General features: G+C 61.3%; 13 protein-coding genes. 12 read left to right on the forward strand and 1 reads right to left on the reverse strand.

Translation table 11 applies throughout. The annotated features are described in order from the left end of the window. The 12 genes from repA to K0P03_RS30495 all read left to right on the forward strand — a co-directional run bounded on the left by repA (window position 1) and on the right by K0P03_RS30495 (window position 14,110). Window positions 1–1,200 carry a plasmid partitioning protein RepA gene (repA, locus tag K0P03_RS30440; protein WP_023513498.1) on the forward strand — a complete coding sequence of 400 codons (1,200 nt, stop codon included), beginning with the start codon at window positions 1–3 and terminating at the stop codon, window positions 1,198–1,200. Between the two features lie 3 nt (window positions 1,201–1,203). Continuing rightward, entirely contained in the window at window positions 1,204–2,220 is a 1,017-nt protein-coding gene (gene repB / locus K0P03_RS30445) for a plasmid partitioning protein RepB (RefSeq protein WP_023513499.1), read from the forward strand. Window positions 2,221–2,370: 150 nt separating this feature from the next. Then, complete coding sequence (gene repC / locus K0P03_RS30450) at window positions 2,371–3,585, forward strand: plasmid replication protein RepC (RefSeq protein WP_023513500.1); 1,215 nt, start codon at window positions 2,371–2,373, stop codon at window positions 3,583–3,585. Window positions 3,586–4,307: 722 nt separating this feature from the next. Then, a complete protein-coding gene (locus K0P03_RS30455) occupies window positions 4,308–5,801 on the forward strand; it encodes an NAD-dependent succinate-semialdehyde dehydrogenase (protein WP_272791565.1) in 1,494 nt (497 codons plus the stop codon). 78 nt (window positions 5,802–5,879) lie between these two features. Next, complete coding sequence (locus tag K0P03_RS30460) at window positions 5,880–6,923, forward strand: amino acid ABC transporter substrate-binding protein (protein ID WP_037409030.1); 1,044 nt, start codon at window positions 5,880–5,882, stop codon at window positions 6,921–6,923. Continuing rightward, window positions 6,923–8,047 (forward strand): amino acid ABC transporter permease, encoded by a 1,125-nt coding sequence (locus K0P03_RS30465; protein WP_272791566.1) that lies wholly within the window; start codon window positions 6,923–6,925, stop codon window positions 8,045–8,047. Before K0P03_RS30460 ends, K0P03_RS30465 begins: the two co-directional genes overlap by 1 nt. Further along, on the forward strand, window positions 8,044–9,123 hold the full coding sequence (locus K0P03_RS30470; protein ID WP_272791567.1) for an amino acid ABC transporter permease: 1,080 nt from the start codon (window positions 8,044–8,046) through the stop codon (window positions 9,121–9,123). The genes K0P03_RS30465 and K0P03_RS30470 overlap by 4 nt, the downstream gene beginning before the upstream one ends. Before the next feature lie 2 nt (window positions 9,124–9,125). Beyond that, on the forward strand, window positions 9,126–9,827 hold the full coding sequence (locus K0P03_RS30475) for a GntR family transcriptional regulator (protein WP_023514148.1): 702 nt from the start codon (window positions 9,126–9,128) through the stop codon (window positions 9,825–9,827). Further along, window positions 9,824–10,813, forward strand: coding sequence for a phosphotransferase (locus K0P03_RS30480; RefSeq protein ID WP_272791568.1), 990 nt, complete (start codon window positions 9,824–9,826; stop codon window positions 10,811–10,813). The genes K0P03_RS30475 and K0P03_RS30480 overlap by 4 nt, the downstream gene beginning before the upstream one ends. A gap of 17 nt (window positions 10,814–10,830) precedes the next feature. Then, a complete protein-coding gene (locus K0P03_RS30485; RefSeq protein ID WP_272791569.1) occupies window positions 10,831–12,153 on the forward strand; it encodes an aspartate aminotransferase family protein in 1,323 nt (440 codons plus the stop codon). 67 nt (window positions 12,154–12,220) lie between these two features. After that, the gene (locus K0P03_RS30490) at window positions 12,221–13,024 is read left to right on the forward strand and encodes an amino acid ABC transporter ATP-binding protein (protein ID WP_272791570.1); all 804 of its coding nucleotides are present in this window, start codon (window positions 12,221–12,223) and stop codon (window positions 13,022–13,024) included. A gap of 63 nt (window positions 13,025–13,087) precedes the next feature. Beyond that, window positions 13,088–14,110, forward strand: coding sequence for an Ldh family oxidoreductase (locus tag K0P03_RS30495; protein WP_272791571.1), 1,023 nt, complete (start codon window positions 13,088–13,090; stop codon window positions 14,108–14,110). Window positions 14,111–14,254: 144 nt separating this feature from the next. Here the strand turns inward: K0P03_RS30495 and K0P03_RS30500 are convergent, their stop codons facing one another. Next, window positions 14,255–15,295, reverse strand: a complete 1,041-nt coding sequence (locus tag K0P03_RS30500) for a tartrate dehydrogenase (protein WP_272791572.1) — start codon at window positions 15,293–15,295, stop codon at window positions 14,255–14,257. Window position 15,296: the final 1 nt, after the last annotated feature.

Consider the following 15,296-nt stretch of genomic DNA (forward strand, 5'->3'; position numbering starts at 1 on the left):
ATGTTGAAACAAGCCGCGACCGATCAGAGCGGAAACCTGCGCTCGCTAATTGCCTCTGATGCAGAGGAGCTGATGCGCCAGCTCCAGGCGCATCAGCAGCGAACCTTTCCGCCGACGGCCCGGAAGAGCATCCGGCAGTTCTCGTCGGCCGAGGCTGCGGAATTCATCGGCATCCACCAGGGGTATCTCCGCCAGATTGTGGCGGAAGGGCATGGGCCGGAGCCATCCTCCAACGGGCGCCGTACCTATTCCGTCGACGACATCGAGGCTTTGCGCAAGCTGCTCGACGAGGGCGGGAAGGGGCCGCGCAAATATATCCGGCATCGGCGTGACGGCGAGAAGCTGCAGGTCATCTCCGTGATGAACTTCAAGGGGGGCAGCGGCAAGACCACGACCTCCGCCCATCTCGCGCAGTTCCTCGCCCTTCGCGGCTATCGCACGTTGGCGATCGATCTCGATCCGCAGGCTTCCCTGTCGGCGCTGTTTGGTCACCAGCCGGAGTTGGATGTCGGCGACAACGAAACGCTTTATGGCGCCATCCGCTATGATGACACCCGCCGGGACGTGACCGAGATCGTCCGGGCGACCTACACGCCCAACCTCCACATCATTCCCGGCAATCTCGAGCTCATGGAATTCGAACATGAGACGCCAAAGGCACTGATGGCGCGCACCGATACGAACTCCATGTTCTTCGCGCGCATCGGGGAATGCCTTGCGGATATCGAAAGCGCCTATGACGTCGTGGTGATCGACTGCCCGCCGCAGCTCGGTTTTCTCACCTTGTCCGCCCTTTGCGCCGCGACGGCCGTTCTGATCACCGTGCATCCGCAGATGCTCGACGTCATGTCGATGAGCCAGTTCCTGCAGATGACCGGTGACCTGTTGCAGGTTGTGGAAAACGCGGGCGGTACGATGAACTACGATTGGATGCGGTATCTCGTCACCCGCTTCGAGCCGAACGATGGGCCGCAGGCTCAGATGGCCGGCTTCATGCGTTCGATTTTCGGCAACCGTGTTCTTTCCAACGCGATGCTGAAGTCGACCGCGATTTCCGACGCGGGCCTTACCAAGCAGACCCTCTACGAGATCGATCGAGCGCAGTTCACGCGCGGAACCTATGACCGCGCTCTCGAATCCCTGACGGCAGTGAACACCGAGATCGAGGAACTCGTCAAACAGACCTGGGGACGGAAGTAAACAATGGCCAGAAAGAACATCTTCGGTGCAGATACGGATGGAGCGGCCGGCAGCAGTGCCGAAACCGGCTCGCTTGCCGATATCCGACCACTGGCCAATCTCGATCGCCCCTTGCGACGCTCCGGCCCTGTCGGTGCCTTTTCCCAGTCCCTGGGCAGCATTTCGGAAAAGGCACAACGTGCGGCCGACCTCGAGAGACAGCTTTCACATGGCCAGACCATCGTAGAGCTGGATCCCGCGCTCATCGACAGCTCCTTCGTGCCGGACAGGCTTGAGATCGACACCGAAGGGCTGAACAGCCTGATCGAACAGATCCGTGAACACGGCCAGCAGGTTCCGATTTTGGTTCGCCCTCACCCGGATACCGAGGGGCGCTATCAGGTCGCCTACGGCCACCGGCGGCTCGCCGCCATTCGGGCGATCGGTGGAACGATCAAGGCAGTCATCCGGCCACTCACGGATGAGCAGCTGGTCGTGAGCCAAGGTCAGGAAAACAATGCTCGCACTGATCTTTCCTATATCGAGCGGACGTTCTTTGCCCTTCGCCTCGAACGCCGCGGCTTTTCGCGCGATATCATCATGTCGTCGCTCGGCGTGGACAAGGCCGCTCTGTCGCGGATGATCGCGCTGGCGAGCCGGCTTCCCGATGTGTTGATCGAGGCGATCGGCCCGGCGCCGAGCTTTGGCCGTACGCGATGGGCCGAAGTGGCGGATCTGCTCGACAACGCCCTGAAGAAAGCCAGGGCGTTGAAACTCATTCATGCCGATGAATTCAGGGCGCTGTCTTCTGACAGCCGCTTCGAGCACCTCTTCGAGCAGCTGCGGGCGGCAAAACCGAAGCCCAGAAGCGGGGAGTGGCGTGCGGACGGCTCGAAGGCGGTGAAGGTCACGGAGACCGACGGCCAGCTTACCCTGAATTTCAACAAGGCTGCCGTGCCGAAGTTCGGTGCTTTCGTCGAGAAGCAGCTGGACCGGCTTTACGAGGAATTCCTGAAGGAAAACGAGGAGCTTGAACCGTAAAAGAAAAAGGCCCCCAAACGACCAAAGCCGTGGAAGCCTTCTCCTGATTTCTAGCAAGATCAAGAATCGCATTTCCACGAATCCTAGTCAAGAGTCTTTGGCACCGTTTTGGTGAGCGGATTTCTTTTGCCTGAAGAGAGGTGAAGGAAAATGCGGAATGGAAATGTGACGACGCCTTTTGGGCGGCGGCCGATGACGCTTGCTTTGGTGAAAGGTCAGCTGGAGACGGCCGACCACAATCCGAACAAGACAGTCGACAAGTGGAAAGTCTTTCGGGACGTCTGCGAAGCCAAGGACGTTTTCGGTGTTCAGGACCGGTCGCTGGCGGTGCTTCATGCACTGCTGAGCTTTTATCCCGAAGGGGACCTTTCCGACGAACGTGGCCTGGTGGTTTTTCCCTCGAATGCTCAGCTTGCGATTCGCGCGCATGGCATTGCCGGAACGACGTTGCGCCGGCATCTGGCGGCTTTGGTCGATGCCGGATTGATTCAGCGCCGCGACAGCCCGAACGGCAAACGATATGCCCATCGCAACAGGGGAGGGGAGATCGAGGAAGCTTTTGGCTTCAGCCTCGCGCCGCTCGTTGCCCGAGCAACGGAGTTCGCGGGTCTCGCCCAGAAAGTGGCTGAGGAAAAGCTGCGCTTCAAACGTGCCAAGGAGGCCCTGACGCTGTGCCGGCGCGATGTTCGCAAGCTGATTTCGGCAGCAATGGAGGAGGGGGCCGATGGCGACTGGTCCGCGATCGAAGACCTCTATCTCGCGCTGATCGCGCGTCTTCCACGCCTGCCACGACGGGATCAAGTCGATATCGTGCTGGAAGAAATGGAACTGCTGCGCGAAGAGATCGTCAATCTGTTGGAAACACAACTGAAAACAGAAAAATCAAGCGGCAATGCTATCCAAAATGGCCAGCACATACAGAATTCAAAACCCGAATCCATCCATGAACTTGAACCTAGCTCCGAAAAAGAGCAGGGCAATATGTCGAGACAGAAAACACGCAAGGCTGTCGAACCGACCAGAGCTTTCCCTTTGGCAATGGTGCTGAAGGCCTGCCCCGAGATCGGCAATTATGCGCCCGGCGGTTGCATCACGCACTGGCGCGACCTGTTGACGGCCGCCGTCACCGCGCGCTCGATGTTGGGGGTCAGCCCTTCTGCCTACCAAGAAGCTTGTGAAACTATGGGGCCGGAGAATGCAGCGGTTGCGGTAGCCTGTATCCTCGAGCGGGCCGGTCATATCAACTCGCCTGGGGGCTACTTGCGCGACCTCACACGAAAAGCCGCTCGCGGCGAATTTGGCCTCGGGCCGATGTTGATGGCGGCTTTGCGGGCAAATGGCGGGGAGGGAAGGCGTACCGGCTGAATGAGGGATTTCCTCCGTTCTATGGACGTTTGAAACTCCACCGTTTTTGAAGCGCGCTCAGAGGGTGAGCCGGGCGCCTGGAGCACCCCGTTAGAGACCGCTGCCGTGTGCCAAGCGAGGAAGGCAACGAGATGTTGGCTGAAGCAGGAGAGGATTTGCAGAGCGGAGCGAAGGTAGCTGAGGGCATTTTCCCTTCTCCGCGTTGCCGATTTTCGCAGTTTTCTCTCTAATGAGAGGAATGACCGATAAGGCAATCTTATCCAGCGTTATGGGTATTGGACATGTTGTGATGTTTTGCCGGGAATTAGCCATCTAACCGCACGATGGCTTGGCTGGTTGTTGTGGAATTGCCCTGTAGTTCTGCGTCACTTTCACCTTGGAAGGCTATGGACAAAGTGCCTTGCGCTCAACAGCCTGGCGCCTAGCCATTCGCCGGTATGTGCATTTTTCTGAGCCATCGATACATCGTGTCTGCGCTCGACCTATGGCGAGCAGAATGCCCGGTCATTTCAGAAGCCGCCGATAGGGGGGCCGAGGAGCGTCTCTTTGTCGTCACGGGGGCTACCGCGGGCCGATTTCCGTTCATTTGGGAATGAACAGTCGAAAAGAGGCACACACTTTTTTGCAATCGACATCCCTTCGCGCGACGAACCGGGCTTGACTATGCGTTATTTGTCGTTTGTTATAACACTCGACAGAGAAACTTTACAGGAAGCCATGCCATGACCGTGCATCAGATCTCGCGCCATCCGCTTTTCAGTCGTCTGGCGGACCCGTCGCTGGTCAGGCAGCATGGTTATGTCGGGGGGCAATGGGTAGCGGCCGACAATGGCAGCACGATCGCGGTGATCGATCCTGCAACCGCGCTTGAGATTGGCACCGTGCCGAACATGGGCGCCGCCGAGGCTCGCCGGGCCATCGCGCTGGCGGAGGAGGCCAGGCAGGATTGGGCAGCCCTTGCGGCGAAGGATCGGGCTGCGGTCTTGCGACGCTGGTTCGATCTCATGCTCGCCAACCTATCCGACCTTGCTGCTATCATGACAGCCGAGCAGGGCAAGCCGCTTGCCGAGAGTGAAGCCGAAATCCGCTACGCCGCGTCGTTTGCCGAGTGGTTTTCCGAGGAAGCCAAGCGCGCTTATGGCGACCTTATTCCTGCGCCCAGGGCCCAGTCCCGTATCATGGTGCTGAAGCAGCCGATCGGTGTCGTCGCCGCCATCACGCCTTGGAACTTCCCTTCCGCGATGATCACCCGCAAATGCGCGCCGGCCTTTGCAGCAGGCTGCTCGGTCGTGGTGAAACCCTCCGAATTCACGCCTTACTCTGCGCTGGCTCTGGCCGAACTCGCTGAACGTGCCGGTATGCCGAAGGGCATCTTCAACATCGTCACGGGGGATGCGACGTCTATCGGCGGCGAAATGACCTCCAATCCGGTCGTGCGCAAGATCAGTTTCACGGGCTCCACGCGGGTCGGCAAGCTGCTCATGGAGCAGTCGGCGAGCACGGTGAAGAAGGTGGCGATGGAGCTCGGTGGAAACGCCCCGCTCATCGTGTTCGAGGATGCCGACCTCGATGTCGCCGTGCAGGGGGTCATCAATGCGAAGTTCCGCAATACCGGGCAGACCTGCATCTGCCCGAACCGCATCTATGTGCATGAGAAAATCCATGATGCCTTCGTCGCGCGCCTTTCGGTGGCGGTCGGTGCCCTCAAGGTCGGTGGTGGTTTTGTCGATGGTGTGCAGCAGGGTCCGCTGATCAATGAGGCGGCCCTCACCAAGGTGGAGCGCCACGTCGCGGACGCCCTCGACAAGGGGGCCAAGATCGCAACCGGCGGCAAGCGTCATGGACTGGGCCAGACCTTTTTTGAACCGACCGTGCTGACAAATGTCGACGCCAGCATGCTTTTCGAGAGCGAGGAGACGTTTGGTCCGGTTGCTCCCGTGCAGCGCTTCTCTGATGAGAAGAGCGTCATCAAGGCCGCAAACGCCACTTCCTCTGGCCTTGCCGCCTACATCTTCACGCGCGATCTCGACCGCATGTGGCGCGTCGCCGAGCAGATTGAGTCCGGCATTGTCGGGGTCAACGAGGGCCTGGTGTCGAACGAGGTCGCACCCTTTGGCGGTGTCAAGGAATCGGGCATCGGCCGCGAAGGCTCGAAATACGGGATCGAGGAGTTCCTCGAGCTCAAATACGTCTGCATCACCCAATCGGCTGCCTGACAGCTCGCCGAACCAAGCAACCCGCCGGTAATGGTGCCAGCGGGTCTCACCTGAACGCGCATGAAAAAGGGGAAACACGTGAAACTTGCGACTTCATTGAAACTGGGAGTTCTAGCCTGCGCCACCGCGCTCATGGGGGCGATGTCCTTCGCCGGCTCCGCACAGGCGGGTGCGGCACTCGATGCCATCAAAGCCCGCGGCAATCTTGTCTGCGGCGTCGGCCAGGCCGTTCCGGGCTTCTCCGCACCGGCTGCCAATGGTGAACTCGCCGGCATCGACATTGACTACTGCAAGTCGATGGCGGCGGCCATTCTCGGCGATGCCTCCAAGGTGACCTACCGCCAGACATCCTACTCGGAGCGTTTCGTTCTGCTGTCTTCCGGCGAAATCGATGTGCTGGCCCACGACACGACGACGACGCTCAACCGTGAAGGCGCCCAGAGCGCGCGCTTCGCATCGCCGAACTACTTCGACGGCTACACCTTCATGGTGCCGAAGTCCCTCGGCGTCGATAGCCCGGACCAGCTTGCGGACGCGACTGTCTGCATCCTGCAGGGATCGACCTTTGAGGTGAACACCGAGAACTTCTTCAAGTCGCGGGGCCTGAACTATACGCCGCTCGTTCTCAGCGCCTGGGAACAGCTCGACGCGGCCTTCTTTGGTGGTCGTTGCGATGCCTTCGGTGGCAACTACGGCAACCTCGCCGGTTCACGCGCCGGCAACGGCAATGTCGATGACTACATCATCTTCCCGAACTTCATCACGCTGGAGCCCTATGCACCGGCTGTGAAGAGCGGTGATGAAGAACTCTTCCTCGTCGCACGCTGGGTCATGTTCGCTCTCGTCGAATCCGAGCGGCTCGGCATCACGCAGGCGAATGTCGCCGATCTTGCCAAGAACTCACCCGACCCGGAAGTCAAGCAGATCCTCGGCACGACGCCCGGCAACGGCAAGGACCTGGGCCTGTCCGAGGACTGGGTCGTCAAGATCGTCACGGCCGTTGGCAACTATGGCGAGAGCTTCGAACGCAATCTCGGCAAGGCTTCGCCCCTCAAGCTCGATCGCGGTCTCAACGACCTGTGGACGAAGGGTGGCCTCATGTATGCAGCACCGTTGCGTTGATGCGTAGCGAGCGCCTTCAAAACGCGCTGTTTGTCGCGGCAGCCATCGCAGTTCTTGCGTGGCTGTCGCACAATCTCGCGTCCAACCTCGCCGCCCGCGGCATCGGCATCGACTATGGCTTCCTTTGGAACGCCACGTCGTTCCCGATCGGCGAGTCGCTGATTTCCTTCGGCTCCGGCGACAGCTATTTCCGGGCACTGCTCGTTGGTTTGCTCAACACCATCAAGCTGGCCTCCGCCGCCATCGTGCTGTCCACCGTGCTTGGACTTCTGATCGGCCTTGCGGGGCGTACCGCCCATCCACAGCTCCGCGTGCTTGCAAAAGCCTATATCGAGGTGACGCGCAACACGCCGCTCCTGTTGATCCTTGTCGTCTGCGCAACGGCCGTGCGTGTACTGCCGCCGCCGCGCCAGGCCTGGACCCTTGGGGAATCGGTCTTTATTTCCAGCCGCGGCCTTTACATTCCGACGGTCCTGGTCGGGGATGCCGGCCCGGTTCTTGCCACCATCACAGTGCTCGCTCTTGTCTGCGGCTTCCTTTTCTGGCGCATCATGGTGCGTCGTCGCAACGAGACGGGTCACTTCCCGCGATCGGCCACGACGGGGCTGTTCCTTTCGATCGTGGCGCTTGTCGGTGTCGCCATCTATGCGCTTGGTTGGGGCGAAATCCAGAAACCTGCGCTCACGGGCTTCAACTTTCGCGGCGGCATGGGCATGACGCCGGAATATATGGCGATGCTTGCCGGACTTTCCTTCTATACGTCGGGCTTTATTGCCGAGATCGTCCGCGGTAGCCTGGCAGCGCTGCCCAAGGGGCAATCGGAAGCAGCCCATTCGCTGGGCCTTGGACCTCTCCTGACGCTCTATCTCGTGCTGGCCCCGCAGGCGCTGCGTCTCATGCTGCCGCCGCTTGCCAACCAGTATCTCAATGCCATCAAGAACACGACGCTGGCCGTTCTCATCGGTTATCCGGACCTGGTTTCCGTCGGCAACACCGCCCTGAACCAGACCGGCCGGGCCATCGAGACCGTATCCATCTATCTTCTGATCTATCTGTCGCTCAGCCTTGTGACCTCGGCGGTCATCCGCTGGCTGGAGAAGCGCGCGCAACTGGTGAAGTCATGAGTGAAATTACCGCGGCACTCCCGCGCCCTTCCAGCGGCGGGCTCGCCGGCTGGCTGCGCCCCTACTTCCATCCTTGGTCGCATGCTGTGCTGACAGTGGCGATCACCGGCAGCCTTGTTTACCTCTTCTTGCGTTTCTACGGATGGGCCGTCACCGATGCCGTCTTCGGGCAGGCTTCGCCGGAGACCTGCCGTGCGGCTGCAGGTGCCTGCTGGGCCTTCCTGCATGAGCGCTATCACATCATCCTCTTCGGCAGCTATCCGGCCGACCAGTATTGGCGGCCGACGCTCGCTGTCGTGCTGGTGCTCGCGATCCTCATACTCAGTGGCTTCCGGCGTTTCTGGAAGCCGGCCCTGGCGCTTGCCTGGGTCGCTGTCATGGTCATCAGCCTGGTCCTGATGGGCGGCGGCATTTTCGGCCTGCCTGCGGTTTCCACCAGTCGCTGGGGTGGCCTGCCGCTTACCGTCGGCCTGTCTGCCTTCGGTATCGTCCTGGCACTTCCGCTGTCGGTCCTCATCGTGCTCGGCCGCCACTCGAAGGCCACCGTCATCCGCCGCTTCTGCTCGCTCTATGTGGAAATCGTGCGTGGCCTGCCGCTGATTGCGGTGCTGTTCATCGCTTCGACCATGCTGCCCTTCTTGTTGCCGGGCGGCAATCTCATCGACAACATTCTGCGCGCGCAGGTCGCATTGATCCTGTTCCAGGCCGCCTATCTTGCCGAAGCGATCCGCGGTGGTCTCGAGGCCGTGCCGCGTGGCCAGTCGGAGGCCGGTCACAGCCTTGGCCTTTCCAATCGCCTGATCTCCCGCCTCATCGTGCTGCCGCAGGCCTTCCGGATTGCGCTGCCGGCGATCATCAATACCTTCATCGAGTCGATCAAGGATACGACGCTGATCAGCATCATCGGCCTTATCGACGTGCTTGGCGGAGCGCGCGGGGCGATTGCCGACGGCGCATGGCTCGGCTTCTATCGCGAAGCCTACCTCGTCGTCGGCGGTGCCTTCTTCATCTTCTGCTTCATTCTTTCGATCCATTCCCGCCGGCTTGAGCGGGAGTTCGCCAATGAGAAGCGTTGAGGATGGGCAGCAACGAAACAGTGCTGGCGGACGGGGGCTCCATGCAGACCTACAAGACGCTCGTCCAGGATACGCTCAATGAGCAGATCTATCAGCAGATCAAGGAAAAGCTGATCATCGGGGAGTTCCGTCCCGGTGACCGGCTGGTTCTGAGAAACCTGGCCGCGGCCCTCGGCACGAGCGTCGTCCCTGTCCGAGATGCGCTCCAGAAGCTTGAAAGTCTCGGTGCGTTGCGTCTCGAACGTACCTTCGTCGTTCCGCGGTTGACCATCGCGGAGCTCACGGAAATCCGTGATATCCGCGTTGCCCTCGAAGGGCTTTCAGCCGCTCGCGCCGCGAGGGCTGCGACACCGGAAAGCCTTGCAGGTCTGCGCATCCATTTCGACGCCATGGTAGAGGCCGCGCACACAAACGACACCAGCCGGTTTCTGCGCGCCAATGCACGCTTCCACCTGCATATCGCGGATATGAGCAACTCGCCGATCCTGCGCGACATGATCGAACCGCTCTGGTTGCGCATGGGGCCTTCGGTACGTCTGGCCAAGGCCGAGCCCGGCAAGCTGACCGATGCCATTCCCGACCACGAAACGGCATTTGCGGCCATTGCGACGAATGATGCCGCCACGGCCCGCAAGGCCGTCGTTTCAGATGTCGTCAACTGTTTCGGCATTCTGGCGGACTCCTTCCAGGAGGCCGGCGAATGACCGCACGGTTCGATGCCGCCGAAGCCGAAGGTGTCGTATGGCGCTATTTCGGCGTGACTGGCCAGGCCAGTGAGCTTGGTGGCGAGCGCACCCAGAATTTCCGAATCCGGACGCCCGAGGGCTTGGCCTTCACACTCAAGGTCTCGGACCCGCAGGAGAGCCCGGATGGCACCCTGCTTGAGAGCGCCGCGCTTCGGCACATCGAACACGCCGCCATGGATGTCGCAGCGCCGCGTGTCCTGCCTGCCCTGAACGGCGAGAGCTCCGTTTTCCTCGGCATCGAGGATGGTCGCCATCTCCGGTTGCTGACCTATATCGAAGGTACGCCGTTCTCCATCATCGACACGCCGACAAGAATGCTGCGTCGTGCTGTTGGAGAAGCGGTTGCCAGCCTGGATGCGGCGCTTGAAAGCTTCGTTCATCCCTATTTGCGTCAGCGTGACCTCATTTGGGACGTCAAGAACATTGCGCGCCTGCGCCCCTTCCTGGCATTGATCGACGAGGATCGTCGGCCGCTTGTCGAAGCGATGCTCGACCGCTTTGAAACCGTCGCGGGACCGCACATGGCCGCACTGCCCGCGCAGGCCGTTCACAGCGACATGAACGGCCAGAACATTCTCGTCGCCAGCGAGGCGAAGGACCGCCTGTCCGGCTTCCTTGATTTCGGTGACCTCGTCTATGCGCCGAGGCTCGTGGACCTTGCGGGTGCCGCCTTGCTCCAGGTTCAGGGTGGCGAGAATGATCTGCGCAACGCCTGCGATGTCGTCGAAGCCTATCGTCGGGTTTTGCCCTTGAAGGGTCTGGAGATCTCGCTGCTACCGGAATTCATGATCGCGCGCTGCGTCATCAACGTCGTGGTCACGGAGCTCCTTGCGACCCGCGATCCAGCCAACCGCTCCTACATCATGAAGAACAATCCCGTGTCCTGGATGCGGCTGGAGCGGCTTTCGGCCCTGCCGCAAAATCCGTTCAGGAACACCCTCTAGCAGCGAAGGTGCATGCCATGAGCTTACCCGTGATGATCAACGCGTTCGACAGCCGGAACGCCGGAACCCTGGATGAGCGCACGCGCGATCTGGTGGAACGTCGCCAGCGCGTCCTTGGTCAGCCCTACCGCATGTTTTACGAGGAGCCTGTCCATTTCGACTGGGCGAGCGGCGTTCGTCTCTACGATGCCGCCGGCAATGCCTACCTCGATGCCTATAACAATGTTCCCTGTGTCGGCCATTGCCACCCGCGCGTCGTTGCCGCCATCGCCGAGCAGGCGGCAAAGCTCAACGTGCACACGCGTTATCTCGACGAAAGCATTGTCGGCTATGCCGAGCGGTTGCTTGGCCATTTCCCCGCCGACACCAATCGCCTGATGCTGACTTGCACCGGTAGCGAAGCCAACGACCTCGCTCTGCGTATCGCGCGCAACCATACGGGTGGCACCGGCTTCATCGTCACCGCCAATGCCTATCACGGCATCAGCCACGCAATCGCCGCCATGTCGCCCTCTCTCGGCCCGAACGTGCCGCTGGCGGTGGACGTGCGCACCGTCACGGCCCCGGATCCACGCCTTGCCGCTTCGCCGGAAGAGGTTGGCAGGTTCTTCGAGCGCGAGGTCCAGGCCGCCATTGCCGACATGCAACGTCATGGCATCCGTCCTGCCGCCCTGCTGGTCGATACGATCTTCTCCAGTGATGGTGTCTTTGCCGAACCGGCCGGCTTCCTTGCGGGAGCAGTCGCGGCGATCCGCGCAGCGGGTGGCCTCTTCATCGCCGACGAGGTGCAGGCGGGTTTCGGCCGCATGGGCTCGCATATGTGGGGCTTCCAGCGTCACGGGCTGGTGCCTGACCTCGTTACAATGGGAAAACCCATGGGCAACGGCTACCCCATCGCCGGTGTCGTCGCGCGCGAGGAGGTGTTGGAGCGTTTCGCCCGCGAAGCGCGCTACTTCAACACCTTCGGTGGCAACCCCGTTGCTTGCGCCGCGGCCACTGCCGTTCTCGACATTCTCCGGGACGAGGACCTGCAGGCGAACGCATCGAAGGTCGGTGGGCATATGAAAGCCGGGTTCGAGGCGCTGGCGAAGCGTCATGCGGCCATCGGTGATGTCCGCGGGCAGGGTCTTTTCCTCGGCGTCGATGTTCTCGACCCGGAAGGCGTCCCATCCCCCCGCACCGCAAGCGATCTCGTCAATGCCCTGCGCCGCCGCCGCGTGCTCATCAGCGCGTCGGGGCCGCTCGGCCATGTCCTGAAGATCAGGCCACCGCTGCCCTTCTCCATCGCCGATGCGGATGAGCTTTTGCAGGTCTGCGATGAGGTTCTGGCCGCCCTTTAGGACGACGCAATTCAGATCAATCGCGCCGCCGCTGCGGCGTGGCGTAGCAATGCAGGAGGATGCTCGAATGGCGGGCGAAAACATCATACGTGCCGACGATCTTCACGCGGACACCATGCGGATGCAGGTGTCCGCGACGGATGTCGCTATCGATATCGAGAAGATGCACAAGTGGTACGGGGAGTACCACGTTCTCAGGGATATCGACCTCAAGGTGATGAAGGGCGAACGCATCGTCATCTGCGGGCCCTCGGGTTCCGGCAAGTCGACGATGATCCGCTGCATCAACCGCCTGGAAGAACACCAGAAGGGCAGGATTGTCGTCGACGGTATTGAACTCAACGATGACCTGAAGAAAATCGACGAGGTGCGCCGCGAGGTCGGCATGGTGTTCCAGCACTTCAACCTTTTCCCGCATCTGACGATCCTCGAAAACTGCACGCTCGCCCCGATCTGGGTACGCAAGATGCCGAAGAAGGAAGCCGAGGCGGCGGCGATGCACTATCTTGAACGCGTCAAGATCCCGGAACAGGCAAACAAGTATCCCGGGCAGCTCTCCGGCGGCCAGCAGCAGCGCGTGGCGATCGCCCGTTCGCTGTGCATGAAGCCGAAGATCATGCTGTTCGACGAGCCGACGTCGGCGCTCGATCCGGAAATGGTCAAGGAAGTGCTCGACACCATGGTCTCGCTGGCCGAGGAAGGCATGACCATGCTGTGCGTGACGCACGAAATGGGCTTTGCCCGTCAGGTCGCCAACCGGGTGATCTTCATGGACCAGGGCCAGATCGTCGAGCAGAACTCGCCGGCCGAGTTCTTCGACAACCCGCAGCACGAGCGCACCAGGCTCTTCCTCAGCCAGATCCTCCACTAGGAGCGCACCAAGACGCAGCCGCAAAGGGGAGCACTCATGCAAAGATACCGTTACACGGACCTGATGGATTTCTCCGCGCGGCTGCTCGAATGCGCAGGCCTTGCGCCCGAGTGCGCACAGACGGTCGGCTCGCTGTTTCTCGAAGCCGACCTTCTGGGTTATTCGACCCATGGCATGCAGCGCCTGCCGACGAATGTCGAATGGCTGCTCAGTGGCGAGACACGGCGAGAGGGCGATCACACCGTCGTCAGCGCATCCCGAAACAGCGAGGTCTGGGATGCCGCATTCCTTCCCGGACCGTGGATCACGGCAAAGGCGGTGGACCGCGCCTGCGACATGGCGACGACCGAAGGGACTGGGACCCTGGTTGTCCGCCGGGCACAGCATATCGCCTGTCTTGCGAGCTATCTGGAGCGGGCAACCCGACGCGGCATCATGGTGATGATCACCGCCAGTACGCCAACGGAAGCAGTCGTGGTGCCGCATGGCGGAGTGAGCCGCGTATTCTCCTGCAATCCGATCGCCGCCGGCATTCCCACCGATCGGGATCCCATTCTGATAGACACCACCGCGGCGATGTCCGCGCTGGGGCCGCTGAACCGCAGCTACCGACTGGGGCAGACGCTGCCGGTTCCCCTGATCATTTCGCAGGATGGCAGGATTACCGGCGATCCCGCCGAGTTCGTCGAAAGAGGCGGTGGCATTCTGCCCATCGGCGGCACGGAACAGGGCTACAAGGGCTTCAGCCTGGCCCTTCTTACCGAGGCGCTTTCCGGTGCATTGGGCGGGTTTGGCCGGACTTCACAGAGCGGTGACAGCGAGGCGAATGGTGTCTTCGTGCAGGCTATCGATCCCGCCCATTTTTCCGGCCGCGCATCATTCGAGCGCGAGATGGGGCGGTTGGCCGCGCTATGCAGGGCAAGTGCGGTCGCTCCGGGGCACGACCCCGTGCGTATTCCGGGAGACCGTTCGCTCGCGCGCAAGCGTGACCAGCTTGAGAGCGGCGTGGGACTGATTGATACGATCGTCGATGATATCCTGCCTTGGGCGAGCAAACTTGGCTGCCGCTTCCCCACGCCGATCTGAACTGCTTCCGCCCATCGAGACGGAAGCGCCCATCTCCTCATGCTCTGAAGTCAGTCAGCTTCATACCGAAGCTGACTGACTTTGGCGTTCTTTGTTTTCGTCTGTCTTTTCGGGAAAACCGGGTTCCACTTTTCCTGGCAAACTCTAGTCGGTTGCGGCGAGGATGGCGGCCGTAATTGTCTCCGTCTTGTCCTTGCCGGGGCTGACGCCGATGCCCTGTGCTGTGGTGCGCTCGATGGCGGCCATGACGCGGCCGGCGGCGCCGTGCTCGCCGAGGTGATCCAGCATCATTGCACCGGACCAGACGGCGGCGATGGGATTGGCTATGCCGAGATGGGCGATATCCGGCGCGGAGCCGTGTACGGGCTCGAACATGGAGGGTGCGCTGCGATCAGGGTTGATGTTGGCGGAAGCGGCAAAGCCGAGACCCCCCTGGATCGCCGCACCGAGATCGGTCAGGATATCGCCAAACAGGTTGGAGGCGACGACCACGTCGAGGCTTTCCGGCGCCATCACCATGCGCGCGGCCATGGCGTCGATGTGGTAGCTGGTGACCTCGATATCGGGATACTCGGCTGCAAGCTGCTGGGTGATCTCATCCCAGAATACCATTGAATATTTCTGCGCATTGGACTTGGTGACGGAGGCGAGCCTGCCTCGCCGTGCACGCGCCTGTTCGAAGCCGAAGCGCAAGATGCGCTCAACGCCCGCGCGTGTAAAGATGGAGGTTTCCACAGCCACTTCGTCCATCGTGCCCTGGTGGACGCGCCCGCCTGCGCCTGAATATTCCCCTTCCGTATTTTCGCGGATGCAGAGGATGTCGAAGCCCTCCGCACGCAGCGGGCCTTCGACGCCCGGCAACAGGCGATGCGGACGTATATTGGCATATTGCACGAAAGCCTTGCGGATCGGCAGCAGCAAACCATGCAGTGAAACGGAATCGGGAACCTTGGCCGGCCAGCCGACCGCACCGAGCAGGATGGCGTCGAAGGCGCGCAACGTCTCGATACCGCCCTCCGGCATCATCATGCCGTTTTCCTCGTAAAAGGCGCACGACCACGGGAAGGTCGTGCCCAAGAGCTTGAAATCGCGGGCGGCGGCCTTTTCGAGAACCGCCCAGGCGGCCTCGGTGACTGCCGTGCCGATGCCGTCGCCGGGAACGAGCGCGATTGAATAGGTCTTCATG

It is taken from the genome of Shinella sp. HY16 (assembly GCF_028534175.1).
Lineage (GTDB): Bacteria > Pseudomonadota > Alphaproteobacteria > Rhizobiales > Rhizobiaceae > Shinella.

What these genes read in the sequence shown, in the direction of transcription:
- repA (WP_023513498.1), top strand. Translation starts at nt 1, where the DNA reads ATGTTGAAACAAGCCGCGACCGATCAGAGCGGAAACCTGCGCTCGCTA.
- repB (WP_023513499.1), top strand. Translation starts at nt 1,204, where the DNA reads ATGGCCAGAAAGAACATCTTCGGTGCAGATACGGATGGAGCGGCCGGC.
- repC (WP_023513500.1), top strand. Translation starts at nt 2,371, where the DNA reads ATGCGGAATGGAAATGTGACGACGCCTTTTGGGCGGCGGCCGATGACG.
- K0P03_RS30455 (WP_272791565.1), top strand. Translation starts at nt 4,308, where the DNA reads ATGACCGTGCATCAGATCTCGCGCCATCCGCTTTTCAGTCGTCTGGCG.
- K0P03_RS30465 (WP_272791566.1), top strand. Translation starts at nt 6,923, where the DNA reads ATGCGTAGCGAGCGCCTTCAAAACGCGCTGTTTGTCGCGGCAGCCATC.
- K0P03_RS30470 (WP_272791567.1), top strand. Translation starts at nt 8,044, where the DNA reads ATGAGTGAAATTACCGCGGCACTCCCGCGCCCTTCCAGCGGCGGGCTC.
- K0P03_RS30475 (WP_023514148.1), top strand. Translation starts at nt 9,126, where the DNA reads ATGGGCAGCAACGAAACAGTGCTGGCGGACGGGGGCTCCATGCAGACC.
- K0P03_RS30480 (WP_272791568.1), top strand. Translation starts at nt 9,824, where the DNA reads ATGACCGCACGGTTCGATGCCGCCGAAGCCGAAGGTGTCGTATGGCGC.
- K0P03_RS30485 (WP_272791569.1), top strand. Translation starts at nt 10,831, where the DNA reads ATGAGCTTACCCGTGATGATCAACGCGTTCGACAGCCGGAACGCCGGA.
- K0P03_RS30490 (WP_272791570.1), top strand. Translation starts at nt 12,221, where the DNA reads ATGGCGGGCGAAAACATCATACGTGCCGACGATCTTCACGCGGACACC.
- K0P03_RS30495 (WP_272791571.1), top strand. Translation starts at nt 13,088, where the DNA reads ATGGATTTCTCCGCGCGGCTGCTCGAATGCGCAGGCCTTGCGCCCGAG.
- K0P03_RS30500 (WP_272791572.1), bottom strand. Translation starts at nt 15,295, where the DNA reads ATGAAGACCTATTCAATCGCGCTCGTTCCCGGCGACGGCATCGGCACG.